This is a genomic window from Halomonas sp. B23F22_3, assembly GCF_043496965.1.
Lineage (GTDB): Bacteria > Pseudomonadota > Gammaproteobacteria > Pseudomonadales > Halomonadaceae > Halomonas.
Map to the genome: position 1 here is coordinate 294,988 of NZ_JBIEKG010000002.1, position 20,700 is coordinate 315,687.

The following is a 20,700-nucleotide window of genomic DNA, read 5'->3' on the forward strand; positions in this document are numbered from 1 at the left end:
CGCTCGATCGTCCAGCGTGATCGGCTAAGGAGCTCCGATGAGTGGGTACGGCAAGGAACGCGTCGGCTGGCTGCCTCGAATGCTGGCGGCGGGCCTGGTCCTGTGGCTAGGGGCCGGCCCGCTCTGGGCCCAGCCGCACGAGGAGCGCCCCGACGTCCGGGTGGTGGTCGATGTCTCCGGCAGCATGCGCGACAACGACCCCGACCGGCTGGCCGTCAGCGCCCTGGACCTGCTGGTGGCGCTGCTGCCGAGCGGGGCGAGGGCGGGCGTGTGGACCTTCGGCGAGACGGTCGACAACCCCCTGCCGCTGGGCGAGGTGGATGCGGCCTGGCGAGAGCAGGCCCTGGCCCTGCCGCCGGCGCTGCAGGCCTACCAGCAGTACACCGACATCGAAGCCGCGCTCAACGCGGCCTCCCGCAGCGAGGCCAACGGCTGGCGCCACCTGGTACTGCTGACCGACGGCATGATCGACCTGTCACCCGGCCGGGGGCCCAAGCCCGACATCGATCGGGCCTCGCGGCGTCGGCTGGTCGGGGAGCGGGCCGAGGAACTCGCCAATCAAGGGGTGGCGGTCCATGCCATCGCTTTCTCCGACCAGGCCGACCTGGCGCTGGTGGAGCGCCTGGCCCAGTCCACTGGCGGGCTGGCGGCACTGGCACAGAGCCCCGAGGGCCTGCTGGGGGCCTTCCTGGACATCGTCGAGCGTATCTTTCCCGCCGATCAGGTGCCCCTGGACGACGGGCGCTTCGTCATCGATGACGGCGTGGAGACCTTCTCGGCACTGATCTTCCATGAGCCCGACGACGAGCCCCTGACCCTGGTCGACCCGGAGGGCACGCGCTACCGGGCCGAGGATGCGCCGGATGACGTCCGCTGGCAGGTGGAGCCGCGCTTCGACCTGATCCGGGTGCCCGATCCCCAGGCCGGCGAGTGGCGCATCGACGGCGCCGTGGGCGAGGAGAGCCGCGTCAACGTCGCCTCCTCGCTGCACCTGCGTACCGCCGACCTGCCGACCACCCTCTACCGAGGCTTCGACGTGCCGGTGGAGGCGTGGATCACCCACGATGGCGGGCCCTTCGAGGGCGGCGAGGACCTGACGCTGTCGGTGTCGCTGCAGGACGATCAGGGCGAGGTGCAGTCTCGCGTCGTGCTCGAGGCCGAAGCGGGGCGCTATCGTGGGCGCCTGCCGGCTCCGGCGCTGACCGGCAATGCCCACCTGGTGATCCGCGCCGAGAGCGAGGCGTTCCAGCGCCAACGGGCCCAGGCCGTGAACGTGTTGCCGGCCATCGGAGCCGTCCATCGTCCCCAGGCCGGGCGGGTGGTGCTGGCCGCCGAACACCCGAGTCTCAATCGTGACAACACCGAGATCCACGGCGAGCTGCAGGGTGAGCGCCTCGAGGCCGAGGCGGTGGGGGAAACGCGCTGGCACCTCGCGCTGCCCGACCTCGATCCCTCGCTGAGTCTGCCCCTGCTGCTGGAGGCCACCGTCGAGCTCGACGGCGAGCGCCGCACGCTGTCGATGCCGCGCCTGGTGCTCTATCCCGATGGCCGCCTCGGCATCGGGGTGGCCGACGTGGTCGGCCCGACGCTTGCTACCGAGGCCTTCGATGACCCACGTGGGAGCGACGCCGAACCACCGCCCGACATGGGCGACGAGCCGATCGCCGATCGCTTCGTCGCCTGGGTCAACCGCCTGCCGGACGCGGCCCAGGCGCTCTGGCGGGCGGGCTGGCCGGGCCTCGAACGCCTCTGGCACGAGCACCGTCGCGATCCGCGCCTGTGGGGAGCGCTGGCGGCGCTCGTCCTGCTGCTGGTGGTCATATCCCTGATTCGGCGCCGCCAGGAGCGGCGCCCCCCACACCGGGAGGAACCCCATGTGTGAGCTTCTGGGCATGAGTGCCAATGTGCCCACGGATATCTGCTTCAGCTTCACCGGCTTCCTGCATCGGGGCGGCGGCACCGGACCGCATCGCGACGGCTGGGGCATCGCCTTCTACGAAGAGGGCGGCTACCGCGACTTTCGCGACCCGCACCCCTCGGTGCACTCGCCGATCGCCCGGCTGATCTGCGACTATCCCATCAAGTCGAACATCGTCATCAGCCATATCCGCCAGGCCAACGTCGGCCAGGTGCGCCTGGCCAACACGCACCCCTTCGTACGCGAGATGTGGGGGCGTCCCTGGTGCTATGCGCACAACGGCCAGCTGGCCGACTGGCAGGCCCTGCCGCACTCCTTCTACCGCCCGGTGGGCAGCACCGACAGCGAGCACGCCTTCTGCTGGCTGCTCGGCGAGCTGCGCAGTGCCTTCCCCGAGCCACCTGCCGATGACCGGCAGCGCGAGGCCCTCTGGTCGATGCTGCACGGGCTCTGCGAACGGCTGCGTGGCCTGGGGGTGTTCAACCTGTTGCTGGCCGACGGCGACTATCTCTATACCTTCTGCTCCACCAAGCTCGCGCACATCACCCGCCGGGCGCCCTTCGGGCGGGCGAGCCTGTCGGATGCCGAGCTGACGGTGAACTTCGCCGAACACACCACCACCGATGACGTGGTCTCGGTGATCGCCACCGAGCCGCTCACCGACAACGAGGAGTGGGTGTGCATGGTGCCGGGCGAGCTTCTGGTGTGGCAGGGGGGAGTGATCCAGGCACGCTATAAAACGTAAGTTTTAATCGCTCGTTTTACAGCCATCGAGTCGCTGGTATAAGGTGCCTGCTAACAACACCGCGTGTGGATAACCCTTCGCGTGGAGAACAATAAGGCCGGTATCGACATCGGCCGCAGCATGGAGATAGCCCATGAGCGAGAACGCCACGCCCGCCATCCTGACCGGTCAGCCCCTCGAGAAACTCGATGGCTATGCCTCGGTAATGGAGGTCTTCCACGCCTCGGTGGCGCGCTTCGGCGACAAGCCGGCCTTCAGCTGCATGGGGCGGGTGCTGAGCTACGCCGAGCTCGACCATCTCTCCGGCCACTTCGCGGCCTGGCTGCAGCAGGAGACCGACCTTGAGCCCGGGGATCGCATCGCCATCCAGCTGCCCAACGTGCTGCAGTTCCCGGTCGCGGTGTTCGGCGCCCTGCGGGCCGGCCTCGTGGTGGTCAATACCAACCCGCTCTACACCGAGCGCGAGATGGCCCATCAGTTCAAGGATGCCGAGGTACGCGCCATCGTCATCCTGGCCAACATGGCCGCCAAGCTCGAGAACATCCTCGAGCGGACCGGCATCGAGCAGGTGGTGGTGACCGAGCTCGGCGATCTGCACCCCTTCCCCAAGCGTGTGCTGATCAACAGCGTGGTCAAGCACGTCAAGAAGCTGGTGCCGGCCTTCTCGCTGCCCGGCGCCACGCCGTTTCGCCGGGCGTTGGCCACCGGTGCCCGGCATGCTCACCGTGAGGTGAGCCGCGAGCCCGACGACATCGCCGCCCTGCAGTACACCGGCGGCACCACCGGGCTCGCCAAGGGTGCCATGCTGACTCACCGCAACCTGGTGGCCAACATGCTGCAGGCCCGCCAGGCGATCGGGCCGGCGCTGGGGGAGGGCGTCGAGACCATCATCGCGCCGCTGCCCGTCTACCACATCTACACCTTCACGGTGAACTGCCTGTTCATGATGGAGACCGGCAACCATTCGGTGCTGATTCCCAATCCCCGCGACCTCGACGGCTTCGTCAAGACGCTCAAGCAGGTGCCTTTCACCGGCTTCATCGGGCTCAATACGCTGTTCAATGCGCTGTGCAACCGCGAGGACTTTCGCGGGCTCGACTTCTCGCGGCTGCACCTGACCATCTCCGGCGGCATGGCCCTGACCCGCGCCTCGGCGACCCGCTGGGAGGAGGTCACCGGCTGCCAGGTGGCCGAGGGCTACGGCCTGACCGAGACCTCGCCCATCGTCAGCTTCAATCCCGTGGACGCCATCCAGCTGGGCACCATCGGCAAGCCGGTGGCGGGCACCGAGGTGAAGGTGCTGGACGCCGACGGCCGGGACGCCCCCCTTGAGGCCGCGGGGGAGCTCTGCGTGAGGGGCCCTCAGGTGATGAAGGGCTACTGGCGCCGCGACGACGAGACCGCGAGGTCGATCGATGATCAGGGCTGGTTCCACACCGGTGACATCGCCGTGCTCCAGCCGGACGGCTATATCCGCATCGTCGATCGCAAGAAGGACATGATCCTGGTGTCGGGCTTCAACGTGTACCCCAACGAGATCGAGGACGTCGTCGCCGCCCATCCGGGGGTGGTGGAATCGGCGGCCGTGGGGGTGCCGGACGAGGCCAGCGGCGAGGCCATCAAGCTGTTCGTGGTGTCCCGCGACGAGGGCCTCGATGCCGATACCCTGCGCACCTGGTGTCGCAAGGAGCTCGCCGGCTACAAGGTGCCGAGGTTCGTGGAGTTTCGCGACGAGCTGCCCAAGACGAACGTGGGCAAGGTGCTGCGTCGCCAGCTGCGCGACGAGGAGCAGGAACAGGCGGGGGCCTAAGCTTAGGGGGAGCACCGAGACTGAGACCGGTTGTCGCGGCGTCATTGAAATGCCTGCCCTGGAGCACCAGTGTCGGGTTGTGGGGCAGCTCATCCGCCCCGTTCGACGATCCAAGGAGAGAGCGATGCGCATCGAGAAGATAAAGTCGGAAGGTGTCGCCCATCTGTCCTACATGGTGATCGACGGTCAGTCGGCCGCCGTGATAGATCCCCGGCGCGATATCGATGTTTACCTCGATATCGCCAGGCGGGAAGGCGCCAACATCACCCATGTCTTCGAGACTCACCGCAACGAGGACTATGTCGTGGGGTCGCGCAGCCTGGCAGAGATGACCGGGGCGCGAGTGTTCCATGGCCAGGCCGGTCAGGTTGCCCACGCGCAGCCGGCCACCGACGGCGAGCACTTCGATATCGGCAAGGCCCGGCTGACGGTGCTCGAAACGCCGGGCCATACTTTGGACAGCATCTCGCTGACTCTGGCTGACAGCGATTTCGGCGATGCCCCCGTGGCCGTGTTCACCGGCGATACGCTGTTCATCGGCGATGTGGGGCGCACGGACTTCTACCCGGAGCGCCGCGAGGAAATGGCCGGCAAGCTCTACGACAGCCTCTTCGGCAAGCTGCTGCCTCTGGGTGATGGGGTCCAGCTCTATCCGGCCCATGGGGCAGGCTCGGTGTGCGGCAGCGGGATGGCCGAGCGCGAGTTCTCCACCCTGGGCTATGAGCGGCGCTACAACCCCATGCTTCAGCTCGATCGTAGTGCGTTCATCCGCACCAAGAGTCAGGAGCATCACTACCAGCCCCCCTATTTCCGGCGCATGGAATCGCTCAATGACCAGGGCATCGAGCATGATGCTCTGCCGCGGCCCAGTGCCTTGCCACCCGGACCATTCGCCGAACGCTGCGGCCGTGACATGACGGTGCTCGACCTGCGCACGCCCGAGGCCTTCTGCGGTGCGCATATTCCCGGGAGTCTCTCCATGCCCACGGCGGTGGCGCCGGGCTACATCGGCTGGCTGGTGTCCTATGACACACCGCTGGGACTGGTGCTGGACGACGATGCCGACCTCGATCGGGCATTGCGCGAGCTGTACCGTCTGGGCTATGACCGGGTGGAGGCCTATCTGACGCCGGGTATGACGGCCTGGGAAGCGAGTGGTGCCGACTACGGTGTGGTGCCGACCATCGCGGCCTCGACCCTGAAGCAGCGCTATGCGCAGGATGAAGCGTTCGTGCTGCTGGATGTGAGGGGCATCGAGGAATACGAGGCAGGTCACCTGCCCGAGGCGAGGCATATCTACCTGGGCCATCTGCCCGACCGGCTCGATGAGCTGCCCAAAGAGGTGCCGATCGTGACCTTCTGCGGCAGCGGCAAGCGTGCGGCGGTCGCCGCCTCTCTCCTGAAACGCCATGGTTTCGACAGGGTCGAGAACTGCCTGGGATCCATGGCGGCATGCCAGGCGGTGGGCTGCCAGATTGTCGACTGACCCCGGACATCTCCCCCTGGGAGCGATATAATCGTTGATTTGCCCCGGGTTCGCCCGGGGCAAATCGCGTTGTGTTTCACTCGATGAGGTTTCCTTGAGCACCACCACATCCGACCATGCATCCTCTGATCGCCAGGCACTGGCCGCGCTCGAACGGGAACTCGATGACGTCATGCGCCGCGACGTCGTCGGCCTCGAGAAACGCCTGCGCGGCCTGCGCCGCCGCCTGAAGGAAGGCAAGCCCGTGGACCGCGGCCTCGCCGAGGTCCGGCGGGCGATTGAGCGGTCGCGAGAACTGGTGGAACGACGCCGAGCGTGCCCTGTCACCCTCGACTACCCGGCGTCGCTGCCGGTGGCCGAGCGTCGCGAGGACATCCTGGCGGCGCTCGAGGAGCACCAGGTGGTGGTGGTCGCCGGCGAGACCGGCTCGGGCAAGACCACCCAGCTGCCCAAGCTCTGCCTGGAGCTGGGCCTGGGGCGTCGTGGGCTGATCGGCCACACCCAGCCGCGGCGCTTGGCGGCGCGCTCGGTGGCCACGCGCCTGGCCGAGGAACTCGCGGTGCCGCTCGGCGAGCAGGTCGGCTACCAAGTGCGCTTCACCGACCAGAGCAGCGACGAGACCCTGGTCAAGCTGATGACCGACGGCATCCTGCTCGCCGAGACCCGCCACGACCCCGACCTCAGCCGCTACGAGGCGATCATCATCGACGAGGCCCACGAGCGCAGCCTCAACATCGACTTCCTGCTGGGCTACCTCAAGCGCCTCACCGCCCGCCGGCCCGACCTCAAGGTGATCATCACCTCGGCGACCATCGACGTCGAGCGCTTCGCCGCGCACTTCGGCACTCGCGACGCCGAGGGCCGGGACGAGCCGGCGCCGGTGGTCGAGGTCTCCGGGCGCACCTACCCGGTGGAGGTGCGCTATCGGCCCCTGGTGCGCGATGACGACGACGAGGAGGACCGCACCCTGCAGGAGGGGATCCTCCACGCCGTGGAGGAGATCGAGCGGATCGAGCGCGAGAAGGGCTGGTTCCACGGGCCCCGCGACATCCTGGTGTTCCTGCCGGGTGAGCGCGAGATCCGCGAGACCGCCGACACTCTGCGCCGGGCCGACCTGCGCGGCACCGAGATCCTGCCGCTCTATGCAAGGCTCTCCAACGCCGAGCAGAATCGCGTCTTCGCCTCCCACGCGGGGCGGCGCATCGTGCTTTCCACCAACGTCGCCGAGACCTCGCTGACGGTGCCGGGCATCCGCTACGTCATCGACCCGGGCCTGGTGCGCATCAGCCGCTACAGCTACAAGGCCAAGATCCAGCGCCTGCCGGTGGAGCCGGTCAGTCAGGCCAGCGCCAACCAGCGCAAGGGCCGCTGCGGCCGGGTGGCCGAGGGCGTCTGCATCCGCCTCTATGACGAGGAGGACTTCCTCGCCCGCCCCGAGTTCACCGACCCCGAGATCCGGCGCACCAACCTGGCCTCGGTGATCCTCTCGATGCTCTCGCTCAAGCTCGGCGACATCGAGGCCTTTCCCTTCGTCGATCCGCCGGACGCGCGCTTCATCACCGACGGTTTCCGGCTGCTCTTCGAGCTGGGCGCGGTGGATGCGGGCAACCGCCTGACCCCGCTGGGGCGCAAGCTGGCCCGACTGCCCATCGATCCGCGCCTGGCGCGCATGGTGCTGGCCGGCGCCGAGCAGGGGGGGCTGCGCGAGGTGCTGATCGTGGTCGCCGGCCTGGCGGTCCAGGATCCCCGCGACCGCCCGGCCGACAAGCGCCAGGCCGCCGACCAGGCGCATCGCCGCTGGCACGACCCCGACTCCGACTTCGTCGCGCTGCTCAACCTCTGGCACGGCTTCGAGGCCGCCCGGGAGGAGCTCTCGGGCAACCGGCTGCGCCGCTGGTGCAAGGATCACTACCTCAACTACCTGCGTCTGCGCGAGTGGCACGATACCTTCCGCCAGCTGCGCCAGCTGCTGCGCGACATGGAGATCGAGGTGCCGCCGCCGGCACCGATCGAGGCCCAGGAGGAGGGCGACGACAAGGCGCGCCGCGAGGCCGGCCGCAAGCGCGCGGTCGCCCTGCACCAGGCGCTGCTCACCGGGCTGCTCTCGAATATCGGCCTGCTCACCGAGAACCGCGAGTACCTGGGGGCGCGCAACCGCAAGTTCGTCGTCCACCCCGGCTCGGGGCTCGCCAAGAAGTCGCCCAAGTGGCTGATGGCCTTCGAGCTGGTGGAGACGACCAAGCTCTTCGCCCGCACCGCGGCGCGCATCGAGCCCCAGTGGATCGAGCCCCTGGCCGGCCACCTGGTGAAGCGCTCCTACGCCGAGCCCCACTGGGAGATGAAGCGCGCCCAGGTGGTGGCCACCGAGCAGGTCACGCTGTTCGGCCTGCCCATCGTCACCGGGCGCAAGGTCAACTTCGGGCCGATCGACCCGGCGGCGTCCCGGGAGCTCTTTATCCGCCGGGCGCTGGTCGAGGGCGAGTTCAGGACCCGCGGCGACTTCTTCGCCCACAACCGGGCGCTGGTGGAGGAGGTCGAGGACCTCGAGGATCGTGCCCGCAAGCGTGACATCCTGGTCGACGAGGAGACCCTCTTCGCCTTCTACGACGAGCGCCTCCCCGCCGAGATCGTCAACGGCAAGGGCTTCGAGGCCTGGCGCAAGAAAGCCGAGGCCGAGGACCCCGACATCCTCAAGTTCGACCGCGCGGCCCTGCTGGCCCGCGAGGCCGGCGAGGTCACCCAGGCCGACTACCCCGACGAGCTCACGCTCAACGGCGTGCGCTACCCGCTCGCCTACCACTTCGAGCCCGGCGCCCCGGACGACGGCGTGACGCTGACCGTGCCGGCCGCCATGCTGCCCCAGCTGCCCCTGGCGCGGCTGGAGTGGCTGGTGCCGGGCCTGTTGCGCGAGAAGTGCATCGCCCTGATGAAGTCGCTGCCCAAGGCGATCCGGCGCCAGGTGGTGCCGATTCCCGACTGGGTGGACGCCGCCCTGGAGGCGATGATCCCGGACGACGTGCCGCTCACCGAGGCGCTGGGCGAGTTCCTGCGCCGCAAGACCGGCGTGCGCCTGCACCCCGACGACTGGAACCTCGAGGCCCTGGAGCCCCACCTGGTGATGAACCTGCGGGTGGTCGATCATCGCGGCGAGCCCCTGGGCCAGGGCCGCGACGCCCGCGAGCTGGAGCGCCGCTTCGAGGCCGCCGCGGGAGAGGGCGCCCGGGCCCTGGCCGAGCAGGCGAGCGACGAGGACGAGCTTTCGGCCCTGCCCGAGACGCCGCTGCCCGAGTCCCGGGTCACCACCCAGGCGGGCATCCGGGTGGAGGCCTATCCCGCCCTGGTGCCCGCCGGGGAGGCCTACCGGGTCGAGCTGTGCGATCATCCCGACAAGGCCCGCGAGGCCCATCGCGCCGGCGTGGTCCAGGCGGCCATGGCGCAGTGCCCCGACCAGGCGCGCGCCATCGAGCGGCTGAAGGGGCTCTCCACCTGCGCGCTGCTGTTCGCCAAGGTGGGCGGCAAGCGCACGCTCATCGAGGACGTGGTGGCGGCGGTCTTTCGCCAGGTGGTGGCCACCGACCCGCTGCCGCGCTCCCGCGATGAGCTGGCGGCGCGACTCGAGGCCACCGGCGACGCGCTGCTGCCCCGCGCCGAGGCCCTGGTAGCGACCCTCGAGCAGGCGCTTCAGGGCCACCTGGCGGTGACCAAGGCGCTGAAGGGCAACCTCAACCTGGCCCTGGCACTGGTGTACAGTGACCTCAAGGCGCAGATGCAGCGCCTGGTGCACCCCGGCTTCGTCAGCGAGGCCGGCAAGTGGCTCGAGGAGTACCCCCGCTACATGGAGGCGGCGCTGATCCGCCTGGAGAAGGCGCCGCGGGAGCGCATGCGCGACCAGATGCACATGCAGGAGGTCCAGGACTTCGAGGCGCGCCTGGCGGCTCGCCGCGAGAGCGAACGGCGCGGTGGGGTGGAAGACCCGGCGCTGGTGGAGTTCGGCTGGTGGATCGAGGAGCTGCGCGTCTCGCTCTTCGCCCAGCAGCTGGGCACCCGCTTCCCGGTCTCCACCAAGCGCCTGGAGAAACGCTGGGCCGAACTCACAGGGAGAAGCGCATGACCCACGCAGTGATTACCGGCACGGGGCTGTTCACGCCGTCCCATGCCATCGACAACGCGGCCCTGGTGGCCTCGTTCAATGCCTGGGTGGACGCCGAGAACGCGCGTCGCGCCGAGGCCGGCGTCGAGGAGCGCCTCGAGCACTCGAGCAGCGACTTCATCGTCAAGGCGTCGGGCATCCACAGCCGCTACGTGATGGATGCCGAGGGGATCCTCGATCCCGAGCGCATGCGACCGCGGCTCGCGCCGCGTGGCAATGACGAGCCCTCCATCCAGTGCGAGATGGGCCAGGCCGCGGCCCGCGAGGCGCTGGACGCGGCGGGTGTGGCGGCCCGCGAGATCGACCTGGTGATCGTCGCCTGCTCCAACCTGGAACGCCCCTACCCGGCGGTGGCCGTGGAGCTGCAGGCGGCGCTGGGTGCCGGCGGCTATGCCTTCGACATGAACGTGGCCTGCAGCTCGGCGACCTTCGCCATCGAGACCGCCGCCAACGCCATCCGCGCCGGCAGCATCCGGCGTGCCCTGGTGGTCAATCCCGAGATCTGCTCGGCCCACCTGAACTTCCGCGACCGCGATAGCCACTTCATCTTCGGCGATGCCTGTACCGCCCTGGTGCTGGAGAGCGACGAGGTGGCCAGCGCCGAGTCGCGCTTCGAGATCCTCGGCACCCGGCTCACGACGCGCTTCTCCAACGCCATTCGCAACAACGCCGGCTTCCTCGATCGCGTCACCGACAGCGACCCGCTCGCCACCGACCGACTCTTCGTGCAGGAGGGGCGCCGGGTCTTCAAGGAAGTCTGCCCGATGGTGGCGGCGCTGATCACCGATCACCTGGCAAGCCTGGAGCTCACCGGCGGTGACCTGGCGCGCCTGTGGCTGCATCAGGCCAACCGCCACATGAACGACCTCATCGCCCGGCGCGTGCTGGGCCATGAGCCTGAGGCCGAACAGGCGCCGATCATCCTCGATCGCTACGCCAATACCAGCTCGGCCGGCTCGATCATCGCCTTCCACCTGCATCGTCACGACCTCGCGTCCGGCGCACTCGGGGTGGTCTGTTCCTTCGGCGCGGGCTACAGTGCCGGCAGCGTAGTGGTGCGTCGCCAATGAGCGTCAAGACAGTAACCGCAGGGAGGCGATAGTGCCCGATGAACGGACGTGAGAGGAACGGGATGATGGCAGGGGCGATGACCCGGTGGGCGGGTCGCGGTGCCCTGGTGGTGGCGCTGGCACTGCTCGCGGGCTGCGCCAGCAGTGGCGAGATGCGCGAGCGACATCCCGACGACCCCTGGGAGGGCTTCAATCGCAAGGTCTTCGCCTTCAATGACGTGGTCGACCGCTATGCGCTGAAGCCTGTCGCCCAGGGCTATCGCTTCATCACCCCGGATCCGGTGGAGACGGGTGTCGGCAACTTCTTCTCCAACCTGGGCGAGATCCGTACCACCCTGAACAGCCTGCTGCAGGGAAAGGGGGGCAACGCCGGCGTCTCCACGGGTCGCTTCCTGATCAACACCACCGTCGGCATCGGCGGGCTCTTCGACGTCGCCACGCGGATGGACATCACCGGCCGTGAAGAGGACTTCGGCCAGACCCTCGGCGCCTGGGGCGTCGGGGAGGGGGCCTATCTGGTGCTGCCGCTGCTGGGACCGAGCACCGTGCGCGATACGGCGGGGCTCCCGGTGGACGCGTACACCTACCCGCTCACCTACGTGGAAGACGACACGGTCCGCTACGGGTTGCGCGCCCTCCAGATCATCGATGCTCGTGCCGGGCTGCTCGACCAGGAGGCGCTGATCAGCGGCGATCGCTACAGCTTCATCCGCGATGCCTACCTTCAGCAGCGTCGCTTCGAGGTCAACGACGGACAGCTGGGCGAGGATCCCTTCGCCAGCGACGAGTTCGACTTCGATGAGGCGGACTTCGACGACGCCTTCGCCGAATGAGGCCATGACCGCATGCCACCAGCCAAGCAACTGATCGGCGTGATCGACCTCCCGGGCCCGGAGCGTGACGCCCTGGCCCAGACGATCGCCCGTGACGACCTGGCGGTATACGCCGCCTCCGGGATCGAGGAGCTGCCGCCGGAGACGGCGCTGATCGTCGCCCATGCGCGGGCGGTCTCGCGCGCCGAGTGGGAGCGCCTGGCCGAGCGGCTGCCGACCCTGGTGGTCAGTGACGATCGTCAGGACGCCGATCTGCTGAAGGCCGTAGAAGCGGGCCTGGTGGACTACATCATCGATCCGCTGCGCCACGGCTCGCTCTTGCGGCGCATGATCGTCAAGGCGATCGAGGTGCATCGGCTGGCCGCCGAGCGGGAGCGTGACCGCACCCGGCTGGCGCATCTCAACGAGAACCTCGAGGAGCTCAACGAGAGCCTGGAGACCCACCTGGCGATGCTGCGCCTCGACCAGCAGGCCGGCGGCCAGATCCAGCGCAAGCTGCTGCCGCCCCGTCCCCAGACCCTGCAGGGCGTGACCTTCGACTACTGGCTGGCGCCCTCGCTCTATCTCTCCGGGGACTTCCTCGACTTCCAGGGCTTCGACGAGCGCTACAGCCTGTTCTACTTCGCCGACGTCTCCGGCCACGGCGCCTCCTCGGCCTTCGTCACCGTGCTGCTGAAATACCTCTCCAATCGCTGGCAGCAGGAGTGGGACGGCGAGCATCCCGAAAGGCTGGCGCCGCGCTGGCTGGAGGCGCTCAACCGCGAACTGCTGGATGCCGGCATCGGCAAGCACGCGACCCTGTTCGTCGGGGTGATTGACCACCGGCGCCGTTATCTCCACTATTCCCTCGGCGCGCAGCTGCCCATGCCGTTGCTGGTGACCGACGGCGAGGTGCAGGCGCTGCCCGGCGAGGGGATGCCGGTCGGCCTCTTCCCCGGGGTCGACTACCCGAGCCTGGGCTGTCCGCTGCCGGAGAACTTTCGGCTGTGGCTCTGTTCGGATGGCATATTGGAGTGTCTGCCGGGGGATACCCTGGAAGGGCGGCTCAGGGAACTCGAGCGGCGGGTCCTGGCCAGCGAGACGCTGGAGGACCTACGTGGCAGTCTTGCACTGGAGCATCTGGCCGACGATGATGAAGTCGTGGCCCAGAGTGCACCGGGGCATGAGGAACTGCCAGACGACCTGACGATCATGGTGTTGAGCGGATTTGGCAATGATAAATCATGAGGGCCGCATCAAGGCAGCGTTTGCATCGGGGGTCTTCGTCCTCAAGCTGTGCGGGGATGTGCGCCTGACGCTCTGTGCGACCCTGGATCGCCAGGCCCAGCAGCTCGCGGAGACGCCGGGCCTCGAGACCCTGATCATCGACCTGAGAGACACCACCAACGTGGATTCCACCGCTCTGGGCTTTCTCGCCAAGGTGGCCATGGCGGTGCAGGGACGGGTCAGCGAGCCGCCGACCATCATCGCCGACAATCCCGATGTCCAGCGCATGCTCGACGTCATGGGGTTCTCGCGCATCTTCACCCTGGTGGAATCGCCGATCACCGAGGCGCATGACCTCCGCGACCTGCCCGAGATCCCCACCGACGTGGAGGAGACCCGCCAGCGGGTGCTCGAGGCGCATCGCATCCTGATGCGCCTCAACGAGCATAACCGCGAGGAGTTCCAGCCGCTGGTGGAGATGCTCGAGGCCCAGCAGGCCGCCTCCCACGACTCCTAGACGGGCGCCCATCGAGGCGGCCCGGCCGCCCAGGCCGCCCGTCTCCGATCACCCCCTCCTGAGCTCTCCCAGCAGCGTCTCCAGCTTGCGCTGGTCGGCCATGAACTTGCGGATGCCCTCGGCCAGTTTCTCGGTGGCCATGGCGTCCTCGTTCATCGACCAGCGGAACTCCGCCTCGTCCTGCGGCTCCGGCGCGCTCGTCTCGGCGTCCAGCGGTGTGAGTCGACGCGTCAGCGGCGCCTCGGTGCCGGCCAGCTCCTCCAGCAGCGCCGGGGAGATGGTCAGCCGGTCGCAGCCCGAGAGGGCGAGGATCTCGCCGCTGTTGCGGAAGCTGGCGCCCATCACGATGGTATCAAAGCCGTGGCCCTTGAAGTGCTCGTAGATGCGCTTCACCGACTGGACGCCCGGGTCGCGGTCGCCCTCGAAGTCGGCCTCGGGATCCTGGGCCTTGTGCCAGTCGAGGATCCGCCCCACGAACGGCGAGACCAGAGTTGCGCCGGCATCCGCGCAGGCGCGGGCCTGGGCGAAGCTGAACAGCAGGGTCAGGTTGGTGTGGATGCCCTCGCGCTCGAGGATCCGCGCGGCACGAATCCCCTCCCAGGTCGCCGCGACCTTGATCAGGATCCGCTCGGGACCGACCCCGTGGCGGCCGTAGCGCTCGATCAGCGCACGGGCCCGGGCCAGGGTGGCATCGGTGTCGAAGGAGAGTCGCGCGCTGACCTCGGTGGAGACGAAGCCGGGCACCAGGGCGCTGATCTCGCTGCCGATCTCGACGGCCACGGTGTCCAGGGCATCGTCGATATCGGTGGCGTGGCGGGCGATCTCGCCCAGCCGCGCCCGGCGGCTCTCGTGCTGCGCCGCCTGGAGGATCAGCGAGGGGTTGGTGGTGGCGTCGGTGGGTTCGAAGCGACGAATCGCCTCGAGATCGCCGGTGTCGGCCACCACGGTGGTCATGGTCTTGAGTTGTGAAAGCAGGTCGTCTGCCATGGTGGGGATCCCTCCGGTTGTCATGGCGTTCACTCTAGCAAGGCAGCCCGGGCGAATATAGGCGGCCGGGCCAGCGAGCGGATTTTGGGTTATCATTAGCCCTCTATCTTTTGTCGCGATCCACTCCTTCTCTGCCAAGAGCCCTGTGGGAGGCGCCTTGTTGACCCTGAATTCCCGGCGCGTGGCCCTGCTGGTCGCCGCCAATACCGCCCTGGCTCCCTTCGCCATCGATGCCTACCTGCCCGCCATGCCGGCCCTGGCCGAGGCGGTGGGCGCGAGCATCCATCATACCGAGCTGTCGATCAGCACCTTCCTGGCCGGCTTCGCCCTCGGCCAGCTCACCGGCGGGCCGCTCTCCGACCGGCTGGGGCGCAAGCCGGTGCTGCTCACGGGCCTGGTGATCTTCCTGCTGGCGAGCCTGATGCTGACCACGGTGGGCAGCCTCGGCGAGCTGCTCTCCTGGCGCCTGGTGCAGGCGCTGGGCGGGGGTGCCTGCGTGGTCAACTCGGCGGCCATAGTGCGCGACTGCTTCCAGGGGCGCGAGGCCGCCAAGGTGATGTCGACCATGGCGATGATCATGATGCTGGCGCCGCTGGCGGCCCCGGCGGTGGGCAGCGGGCTGCTCTATCTCGCCGACTGGTGGCTGATCTTCGTCTTCCTGGCGGTCTATGCGGCCTTCCTGCTCTGGCTGATGGGCACCAAGCTGCCCGAGACCCGCGCGCCGGACGCCCCCACGGCCTCGCCGCGGCAGGTGCTGCGCAACTACGCCAGCGTGCTGCGCCACCGTGAGGGCATGGGCTATGTGCTCGCGGTGGCCTCGACCTTCGCCGGCATGTTCGCCTTCATCACCGCCTCGCCGTTTCTCTACATCACCCACTACGGCGTGTCGCCGGCGATCTACCCGGTGGTCTTCGGCGCCAACGTGGTGGTCATGGCGGCCTCGAATCGCGTGAACATCCGCCTGCTGCGCCGCCGCAGCCCCCAGCAGAACATGCGCCTCGGTCTCGGCGTGCAGCTTGGCGTGGCGTGCTGCCTGACCCTGCTGGTGGCCTCCGGGCAGGACTCGCTCTATACCGTGGTGCCGCTGATCATGCTGTTCATGGGCATGGTCGGACTGATCACGCCCAACGCCATCGCCTCGCTGCTCGAGCACTTCAGCCACATGAGCGCCACCGCCACGGCGCTGCTCGGCAGCATCCAGTTCACCTGCGGGGCGCTCGCCGGGGTGGTGGTGAGCGGCTTCGAGATCGACAGCGCCTGGCCGATGGTGCTGACCATGCTGGCGGTCTCGCTGGCCGGCAACCTGGCCCTGCGGGGGCTCGTGGGGCGCGCCGGTCGGGAGGCCACGCCCGCCACCTGATGGCGCAGGCGTGAAGGCGAGGCGCGAATGAGGGCGTCAGCGCGGACTGTCATGAAGCTGTCACGTTCCTGAGGCAACGTGTGTGTCGCGAAGGATGAATCCCTTTCTCGACAGGAGATCGCTCCATGAACCGCATCCTCAAGACCACCGCCATCGCTGCCGCCGTGATCGGCGTGGCCGGTGTCGCCCAGGCCCGCGAGCAGGCTCGCATCGTCGGCTCCAGCACCGTCTACCCGTTCGCCAGCTACGTGGCCGAGGAGTTCGGTGCCACCACCGAGTACCCGACGCCGGTCATCGAATCCACCGGTTCCGGTGGCGGGCTGCGCCTGTTCTGCAACGGTGTCGGCGACGACACGCCGGACATCACCAACGCCTCGCGCCGCATGAAGCCCTCCGAGTTCGAGCGCTGCGAAGAGAACGGCGTCACCGACATCACCGAGGCCTTCATCGGCTACGACGGCATCGCCTTCGCCCAGTCCAACGCCAACGAGGCGATGGACGTCACCCGCGAGCAGATCTTCCTGGCCCTGGCCGCCCAGGTGCCGGTCGACGGTGAGCTGGTCGACAACCCCTACACCCAGTGGAGCGAGATCGACGACGCCCTGCCGGCGCGCGAGATCGCCGTCTACGGCCCGCCCACCACCTCCGGCACCCGTGATGCCTTCGAGGAGCTGGTGATGGAAGCCGCCTCCGAGGAGATGGACGCCTACGGTGGCGAGGGCTACACCGACATCCGCACCGACGGCGCCTTCATCGACGCCGGCGAGAACGACAACCTGATCGTTCAGCGCCTGGCCGAGAACACCGATGCCTTCGGTATCTTCGGCTACTCCTTCCTCGAGGAGAATGCCGACACCCTGATCGGTTCCAGCATCGACGGCGTCGCGCCGACCCCCGATGCCATCGGCAGCGGTGAGTACCCGGTGTCGCGCTCGATGTTCTTCTACATCAAGAACCAGCACGCCGACGAGGTGCCGGCCATGTACGCCTACGCCGACCTGTTCATGAGCGAGACCATGATCGGTGACCTAGGCTACCTCAAGGGCATCGGCCTGATTCCGGCGCCCGCCGAGATGCGCGAGGAAGCGCGCCAGGACGTCGAGAACCGTGAGACCCTCGAACTGGCCGATCTGAAGTAACGCCGGCTCGTTCTGCACCACCCGGCCGGCAGCCGAGGGCTGTCGGCCGGCTCACGTTTCGACGGGCGGGGCCGGTGTCGCCCCGCCCGCGGATGAACTCCTTCGAGAGACTCCTATGCAGACCAACCAGATACTCGCCATGTTCGGCGGCGCCCTGCTGCTGCTGGGTCTGATAGCCTTCTTCCTGGGGCGTGCCAAGGCGTCCCGCGTGCGGGCCAGCGGCACGGCCATGTTCGCCCAGCCCGACCAGTACGCCTGGTTCACCGTGCTGACGACGGCCGGACCGGCGCTGCTGGTCAGCGCGGTGGGCGGCTTCGCACTGCTGTTGCTGGGGGCCGAGATCCCCACCCTCTATCTGCTGACCGGCAGCCTGGTCGTGGCCTGCCTTGGACTCGCCATCGGCATGTTGATGGTGCGTCCCGACTTCCATGCGCGCCAGGCCATCGAGCGGGTGATCCGCTTCGTGCTGGCCGGCGCCGCGCTGATCTCCATCTTCACCACCCTGGGTATCCTGGTCTCGATCATCGGCGAGGCGCTGCGTTTCTTCCAGATGCAGAACTTCTGGGACTTCATCACCGGGACCACCTGGAACCCGGGCGCCAGTTTCCTCGAGGCCGCCGGTCGCGCCGAGGAAGGCGCCAGCGCCGCCCAGTTCGGCTCGGTGCCGCTGTTCGCCGGTACCTTCATGATCACCGCCGTGGCGATGCTGGTGGCGATTCCCATCGGCCTGCTCGCGGCCATCTACATGGCCGAGTTCGCCCCCGCCCGCGTGCGCACGGTGGCCAAGCCGGTGCTCGAGGTGCTGGCCGGTATCCCCACCGTGGTCTATGGCTTCTTCGCCGCCATCACCGTGGCGCCGATCATCGTCAGCGTGGCCGGCTTCTTCGGGTTCGAGGCCTCCTTCAACAACGCGCTGGCGCCCGGCATCGTCATGGGCATCATGATCATCCCGTTCATCTCTTCGCTCTCCGACGACGTGATCACCTCGGTGCCCGACAGCATGCGCCAGGGCTCGCTGGCGCTGGGCATGACCAAGGGCGAGACCATCCGTGACGTGGTGATCCCGGCGGCCCTGCCGGGGATCATCTCCGCCTCGCTGCTGGCGGTCTCCCGGGCGCTGGGCGAGACCATGATCGTGGTGATGGCCGCCGGCATGCGGCCCAACCTGACCGCCAACCCGCTCGAAGACATGACCACCGTGACGGTGCGCATCGTGGCCGCCCTGACCGGCGACCAGGAGTTCGCCAGCGCCGAGACCCTCTCCGCCTTCGCACTGGGCCTGGTGCTCTTCGTGGTGACCCTGAGCCTGAACCTGGTCTCGGTGATCATGATTCGCCGTTTCCGCGAGAAGTACCGGGTCAACAACCTGTAACGCCGAGGACACGTTCCGATGAGTCAATCCTTCGACGACATCAGCGCCCAGCTCAAGCGCCGCCACCGCAAGTCGGCGCGCCTGAAGTGGATCTCCATGGGGGCCCTGGGGCTCGCCGGGCTCTTCCTGGTGCTGTTCTTCGCCGACATGCTGGTCAAGGGCCTGCCGGCGTTCAAGCAGGCCCAGATCCAGGTCCAGGTCGACTACAGCGAACAGGCCAGCCAGCTGCCCCTAGCCGCCGTGAACGAGGACGTCCGCTCGCTGGTCAGCCGCGGCTACCTGCGCCTGATTCCCGGGCGCATGGATGACAATCCCGACCTGCTGGGCACCACCCGCATGGAGTGGGTGCTCGCCGACGGCCAGGTCGACCAGTACCTCAAGGGCCACCACTCCAAGCTCAAGGCCGGCGAGCAGGCCGTGGTCGACCGTCTGGAGGAGCAGGGGCGCGCCGAGCTGCGCTTCAATACCACCTTCTTCACCCGCGGCGACTCCAAGATGCCCGAGCTGACCGGTATCGCCTCGGCGGCCATGGGCACGCTGCTGACCCTGCTGGTGACCCTGGCGGTGGCCTTCCCGATCGGCGTGATGACGGCGGTCTACCTGGAGGAGTTCGCTCCGGACAACCGCTTCACCCAGGCCATCGAGATCAACATCAACAACCTGGCGGCGATCCCCTCGATCCTCTTCGGCCTGCTGGGCCTGGCGATCTTCATCAACTTCTTCGGCGTGCCGCGCTCCTCGCCGCTGGTCGGCGGCCTGACGCTGGCGCTGATGACCCTGCCGGTGATCATCATCGCCACCCGCACGGCGCTGCGCAGCGTGCCGGAATCGATCCGCCACGCCGCCTTCGGGGTGGGCTGCTCACGCTGGCAGGTGGTGCGTGACCACGTGCTGCCGCTGGCGCTGCCGGGGATCATGACCGGCTCGATCATCGGCCTGGCCCAGGCCATGGGCGAGACCGCGCCGCTGATCATCGTCGGCATGGTGGCCTTCATCCCGGACGTCACCACCTCCTTCACCGAGGCGGCCACGGTGCTGCCGGCGCAGATCTTCACCTGGGCGGGCGAGCCCGATCGGGCCTTCATCGAGAAGACCTCCGGCGGCATCCTGGTGCTGCTGACCGTGCTCATCACCCTGAACGCCACGGCGGTGGTGCTGCGCAAGAAATTCGAGCGTCGCTGGTAGCCATCGACACGACACAGGATATCCTCAGATGAACATGCAAGTTGCCGAGCGGAGTAGTGCGCCGATGTCAGCTCAACACAGGTCCGGCCAGGACGGCCCGGGACAGCAGAACAGGGAGCAGCAACGCGGTCAGCCGGTGACGCGCAACGACGATGCCCATCACGAGCTCTCCATCCGCGTGCGCGACCTCAACCTCTGGTACGGCCAGAGCCAGGCGCTGAAGGGCATCGACATCGATGTCTTCCAGAAGAACGTCACGGCGCTGATCGGGCCCTCGGGCTGCGGCAAGTCGACCTTCCTGCGCTGCCTCAACCGCATGAACGACCTGATCCCCAACGTGCGCATCGAGGGGCTGGTGGAGATGGACGGTCGCGACGTCAACGCGGTCAAGATGGACGAGGTGGCCCTGCGTCGCCGGGTGGGGATGGTCTTCCAGAAGCCCAATCCCTTCCCCAAGTCGATCTACGAGAACGTCGCCTACGCGCCGCGCATGCACGACCTGGTGGGCCGCAAGTCGGACCAGGACGAGCTGGTGGAGCGGGCCCTGCGCGATGCCGGCCTCTGGGAGGAGGTCAAGGACAAGCTGCACCAGCCGGGCACCTCGCTCTCCGGCGGCCAGCAGCAGCGCCTGTGCATTGCACGGGCGATCGCCGTGCAGCCCGACGTGATCCTGATGGACGAGCCGACCTCGGCCCTGGACCCGATCTCCACGGCGACCATCGAGGACCTGATGGACAAGCTCAAGCGGCAGTTCACCATCATCACCGTGACCCACAACATGCAGCAGGCGGCGCGGGTGGCCGACTACACGGCCTTCTTCCACCTCGGTGAGATCATCGAGTACAACGACACCAAGACGATGTTCTCCAACCCCCACACCAAGAAGACCGAAGACTACATCACCGGCCGTTACGGCTAGGCG

Annotated in this window: 15 protein-coding genes; 14 read left to right on the forward strand and 1 reads right to left on the reverse strand. The window is 68.1% G+C overall.

Features of this window, described 5'->3' with window-relative positions; all coding sequences use genetic code 11:
* Window positions 1-37: 37 nt before the first annotated feature.
* The 9 genes from ACGTNG_RS05000 to ACGTNG_RS05040 all read left to right on the forward strand — a co-directional run bounded on the left by ACGTNG_RS05000 (window position 38) and on the right by ACGTNG_RS05040 (window position 13,735).
* The gene (locus ACGTNG_RS05000; RefSeq protein WP_394575839.1) at window positions 38-1,882 is read left to right on the forward strand and encodes a VWA domain-containing protein; all 1,845 of its coding nucleotides are present in this window, start codon (window positions 38-40) and stop codon (window positions 1,880-1,882) included.
* Window positions 1,875-2,663, forward strand: a complete 789-nt coding sequence (locus tag ACGTNG_RS05005; protein ID WP_394575840.1) for a class II glutamine amidotransferase — start codon at window positions 1,875-1,877, stop codon at window positions 2,661-2,663. The genes ACGTNG_RS05000 and ACGTNG_RS05005 overlap by 8 nt, the downstream gene beginning before the upstream one ends.
* 133 nt (window positions 2,664-2,796) lie before the next feature.
* Complete coding sequence (locus ACGTNG_RS05010; RefSeq protein ID WP_394575841.1) at window positions 2,797-4,473, forward strand: AMP-binding protein; 1,677 nt, start codon at window positions 2,797-2,799, stop codon at window positions 4,471-4,473.
* A gap of 124 nt (window positions 4,474-4,597) precedes the next feature.
* A complete protein-coding gene (locus ACGTNG_RS05015; protein ID WP_394575842.1) occupies window positions 4,598-5,959 on the forward strand; it encodes an MBL fold metallo-hydrolase in 1,362 nt (453 codons plus the stop codon).
* 94 nt (window positions 5,960-6,053) lie between these two features.
* The gene (hrpA, locus tag ACGTNG_RS05020) at window positions 6,054-10,070 is read left to right on the forward strand and encodes an ATP-dependent RNA helicase HrpA (protein WP_394575843.1); all 4,017 of its coding nucleotides are present in this window, start codon (window positions 6,054-6,056) and stop codon (window positions 10,068-10,070) included.
* Entirely contained in the window at window positions 10,067-11,179 is a 1,113-nt protein-coding gene (locus ACGTNG_RS05025; RefSeq protein ID WP_394575845.1) for a beta-ketoacyl-ACP synthase III, read from the forward strand. Before hrpA ends, ACGTNG_RS05025 begins: the two co-directional genes overlap by 4 nt.
* 65 nt (window positions 11,180-11,244) lie before the next feature.
* Entirely contained in the window at window positions 11,245-12,012 is a 768-nt protein-coding gene (locus ACGTNG_RS05030; protein ID WP_394575846.1) for an MlaA family lipoprotein, read from the forward strand.
* Window positions 12,013-12,024: 12 nt separating this feature from the next.
* A complete protein-coding gene (locus tag ACGTNG_RS05035) occupies window positions 12,025-13,239 on the forward strand; it encodes a PP2C family protein-serine/threonine phosphatase (RefSeq protein WP_394575847.1) in 1,215 nt (404 codons plus the stop codon).
* Window positions 13,226-13,735 (forward strand): STAS domain-containing protein, encoded by a 510-nt coding sequence (locus ACGTNG_RS05040; protein ID WP_394575848.1) that lies wholly within the window; start codon window positions 13,226-13,228, stop codon window positions 13,733-13,735. The genes ACGTNG_RS05035 and ACGTNG_RS05040 overlap by 14 nt, the downstream gene beginning before the upstream one ends.
* 48 nt (window positions 13,736-13,783) lie before the next feature.
* On the opposite strand, the gene tal is transcribed toward ACGTNG_RS05040, so the two are convergent.
* Window positions 13,784-14,722 carry a transaldolase gene (gene tal / locus ACGTNG_RS05045; protein ID WP_394575849.1) on the reverse strand — a complete coding sequence of 313 codons (939 nt, stop codon included), beginning with the start codon at window positions 14,720-14,722 and terminating at the stop codon, window positions 13,784-13,786.
* Window positions 14,723-14,882: 160 nt separating this feature from the next.
* On the opposite strand from tal, the gene ACGTNG_RS05050 reads away from it, so the two are divergent.
* The 5 genes from ACGTNG_RS05050 to pstB all read left to right on the forward strand — a co-directional run bounded on the left by ACGTNG_RS05050 (window position 14,883) and on the right by pstB (window position 20,697).
* The gene (locus ACGTNG_RS05050; protein ID WP_394576174.1) at window positions 14,883-16,082 is read left to right on the forward strand and encodes a Bcr/CflA family multidrug efflux MFS transporter; all 1,200 of its coding nucleotides are present in this window, start codon (window positions 14,883-14,885) and stop codon (window positions 16,080-16,082) included.
* Window positions 16,083-16,207: 125 nt separating this feature from the next.
* The gene (locus tag ACGTNG_RS05055; protein WP_394575850.1) at window positions 16,208-17,221 is read left to right on the forward strand and encodes a substrate-binding domain-containing protein; all 1,014 of its coding nucleotides are present in this window, start codon (window positions 16,208-16,210) and stop codon (window positions 17,219-17,221) included.
* 115 nt (window positions 17,222-17,336) lie between these two features.
* The gene (gene pstC / locus ACGTNG_RS05060) at window positions 17,337-18,593 is read left to right on the forward strand and encodes a phosphate ABC transporter permease subunit PstC (RefSeq protein WP_394575851.1); all 1,257 of its coding nucleotides are present in this window, start codon (window positions 17,337-17,339) and stop codon (window positions 18,591-18,593) included.
* Between the two features lie 18 nt (window positions 18,594-18,611).
* Complete coding sequence (gene pstA, locus ACGTNG_RS05065) at window positions 18,612-19,778, forward strand: phosphate ABC transporter permease PstA (RefSeq protein ID WP_394575852.1); 1,167 nt, start codon at window positions 18,612-18,614, stop codon at window positions 19,776-19,778.
* Between the two features lie 64 nt (window positions 19,779-19,842).
* Complete coding sequence (pstB, locus tag ACGTNG_RS05070) at window positions 19,843-20,697, forward strand: phosphate ABC transporter ATP-binding protein PstB (protein WP_394575853.1); 855 nt, start codon at window positions 19,843-19,845, stop codon at window positions 20,695-20,697.
* The last annotated feature ends 3 nt before the right edge of the window (window positions 20,698-20,700 follow it).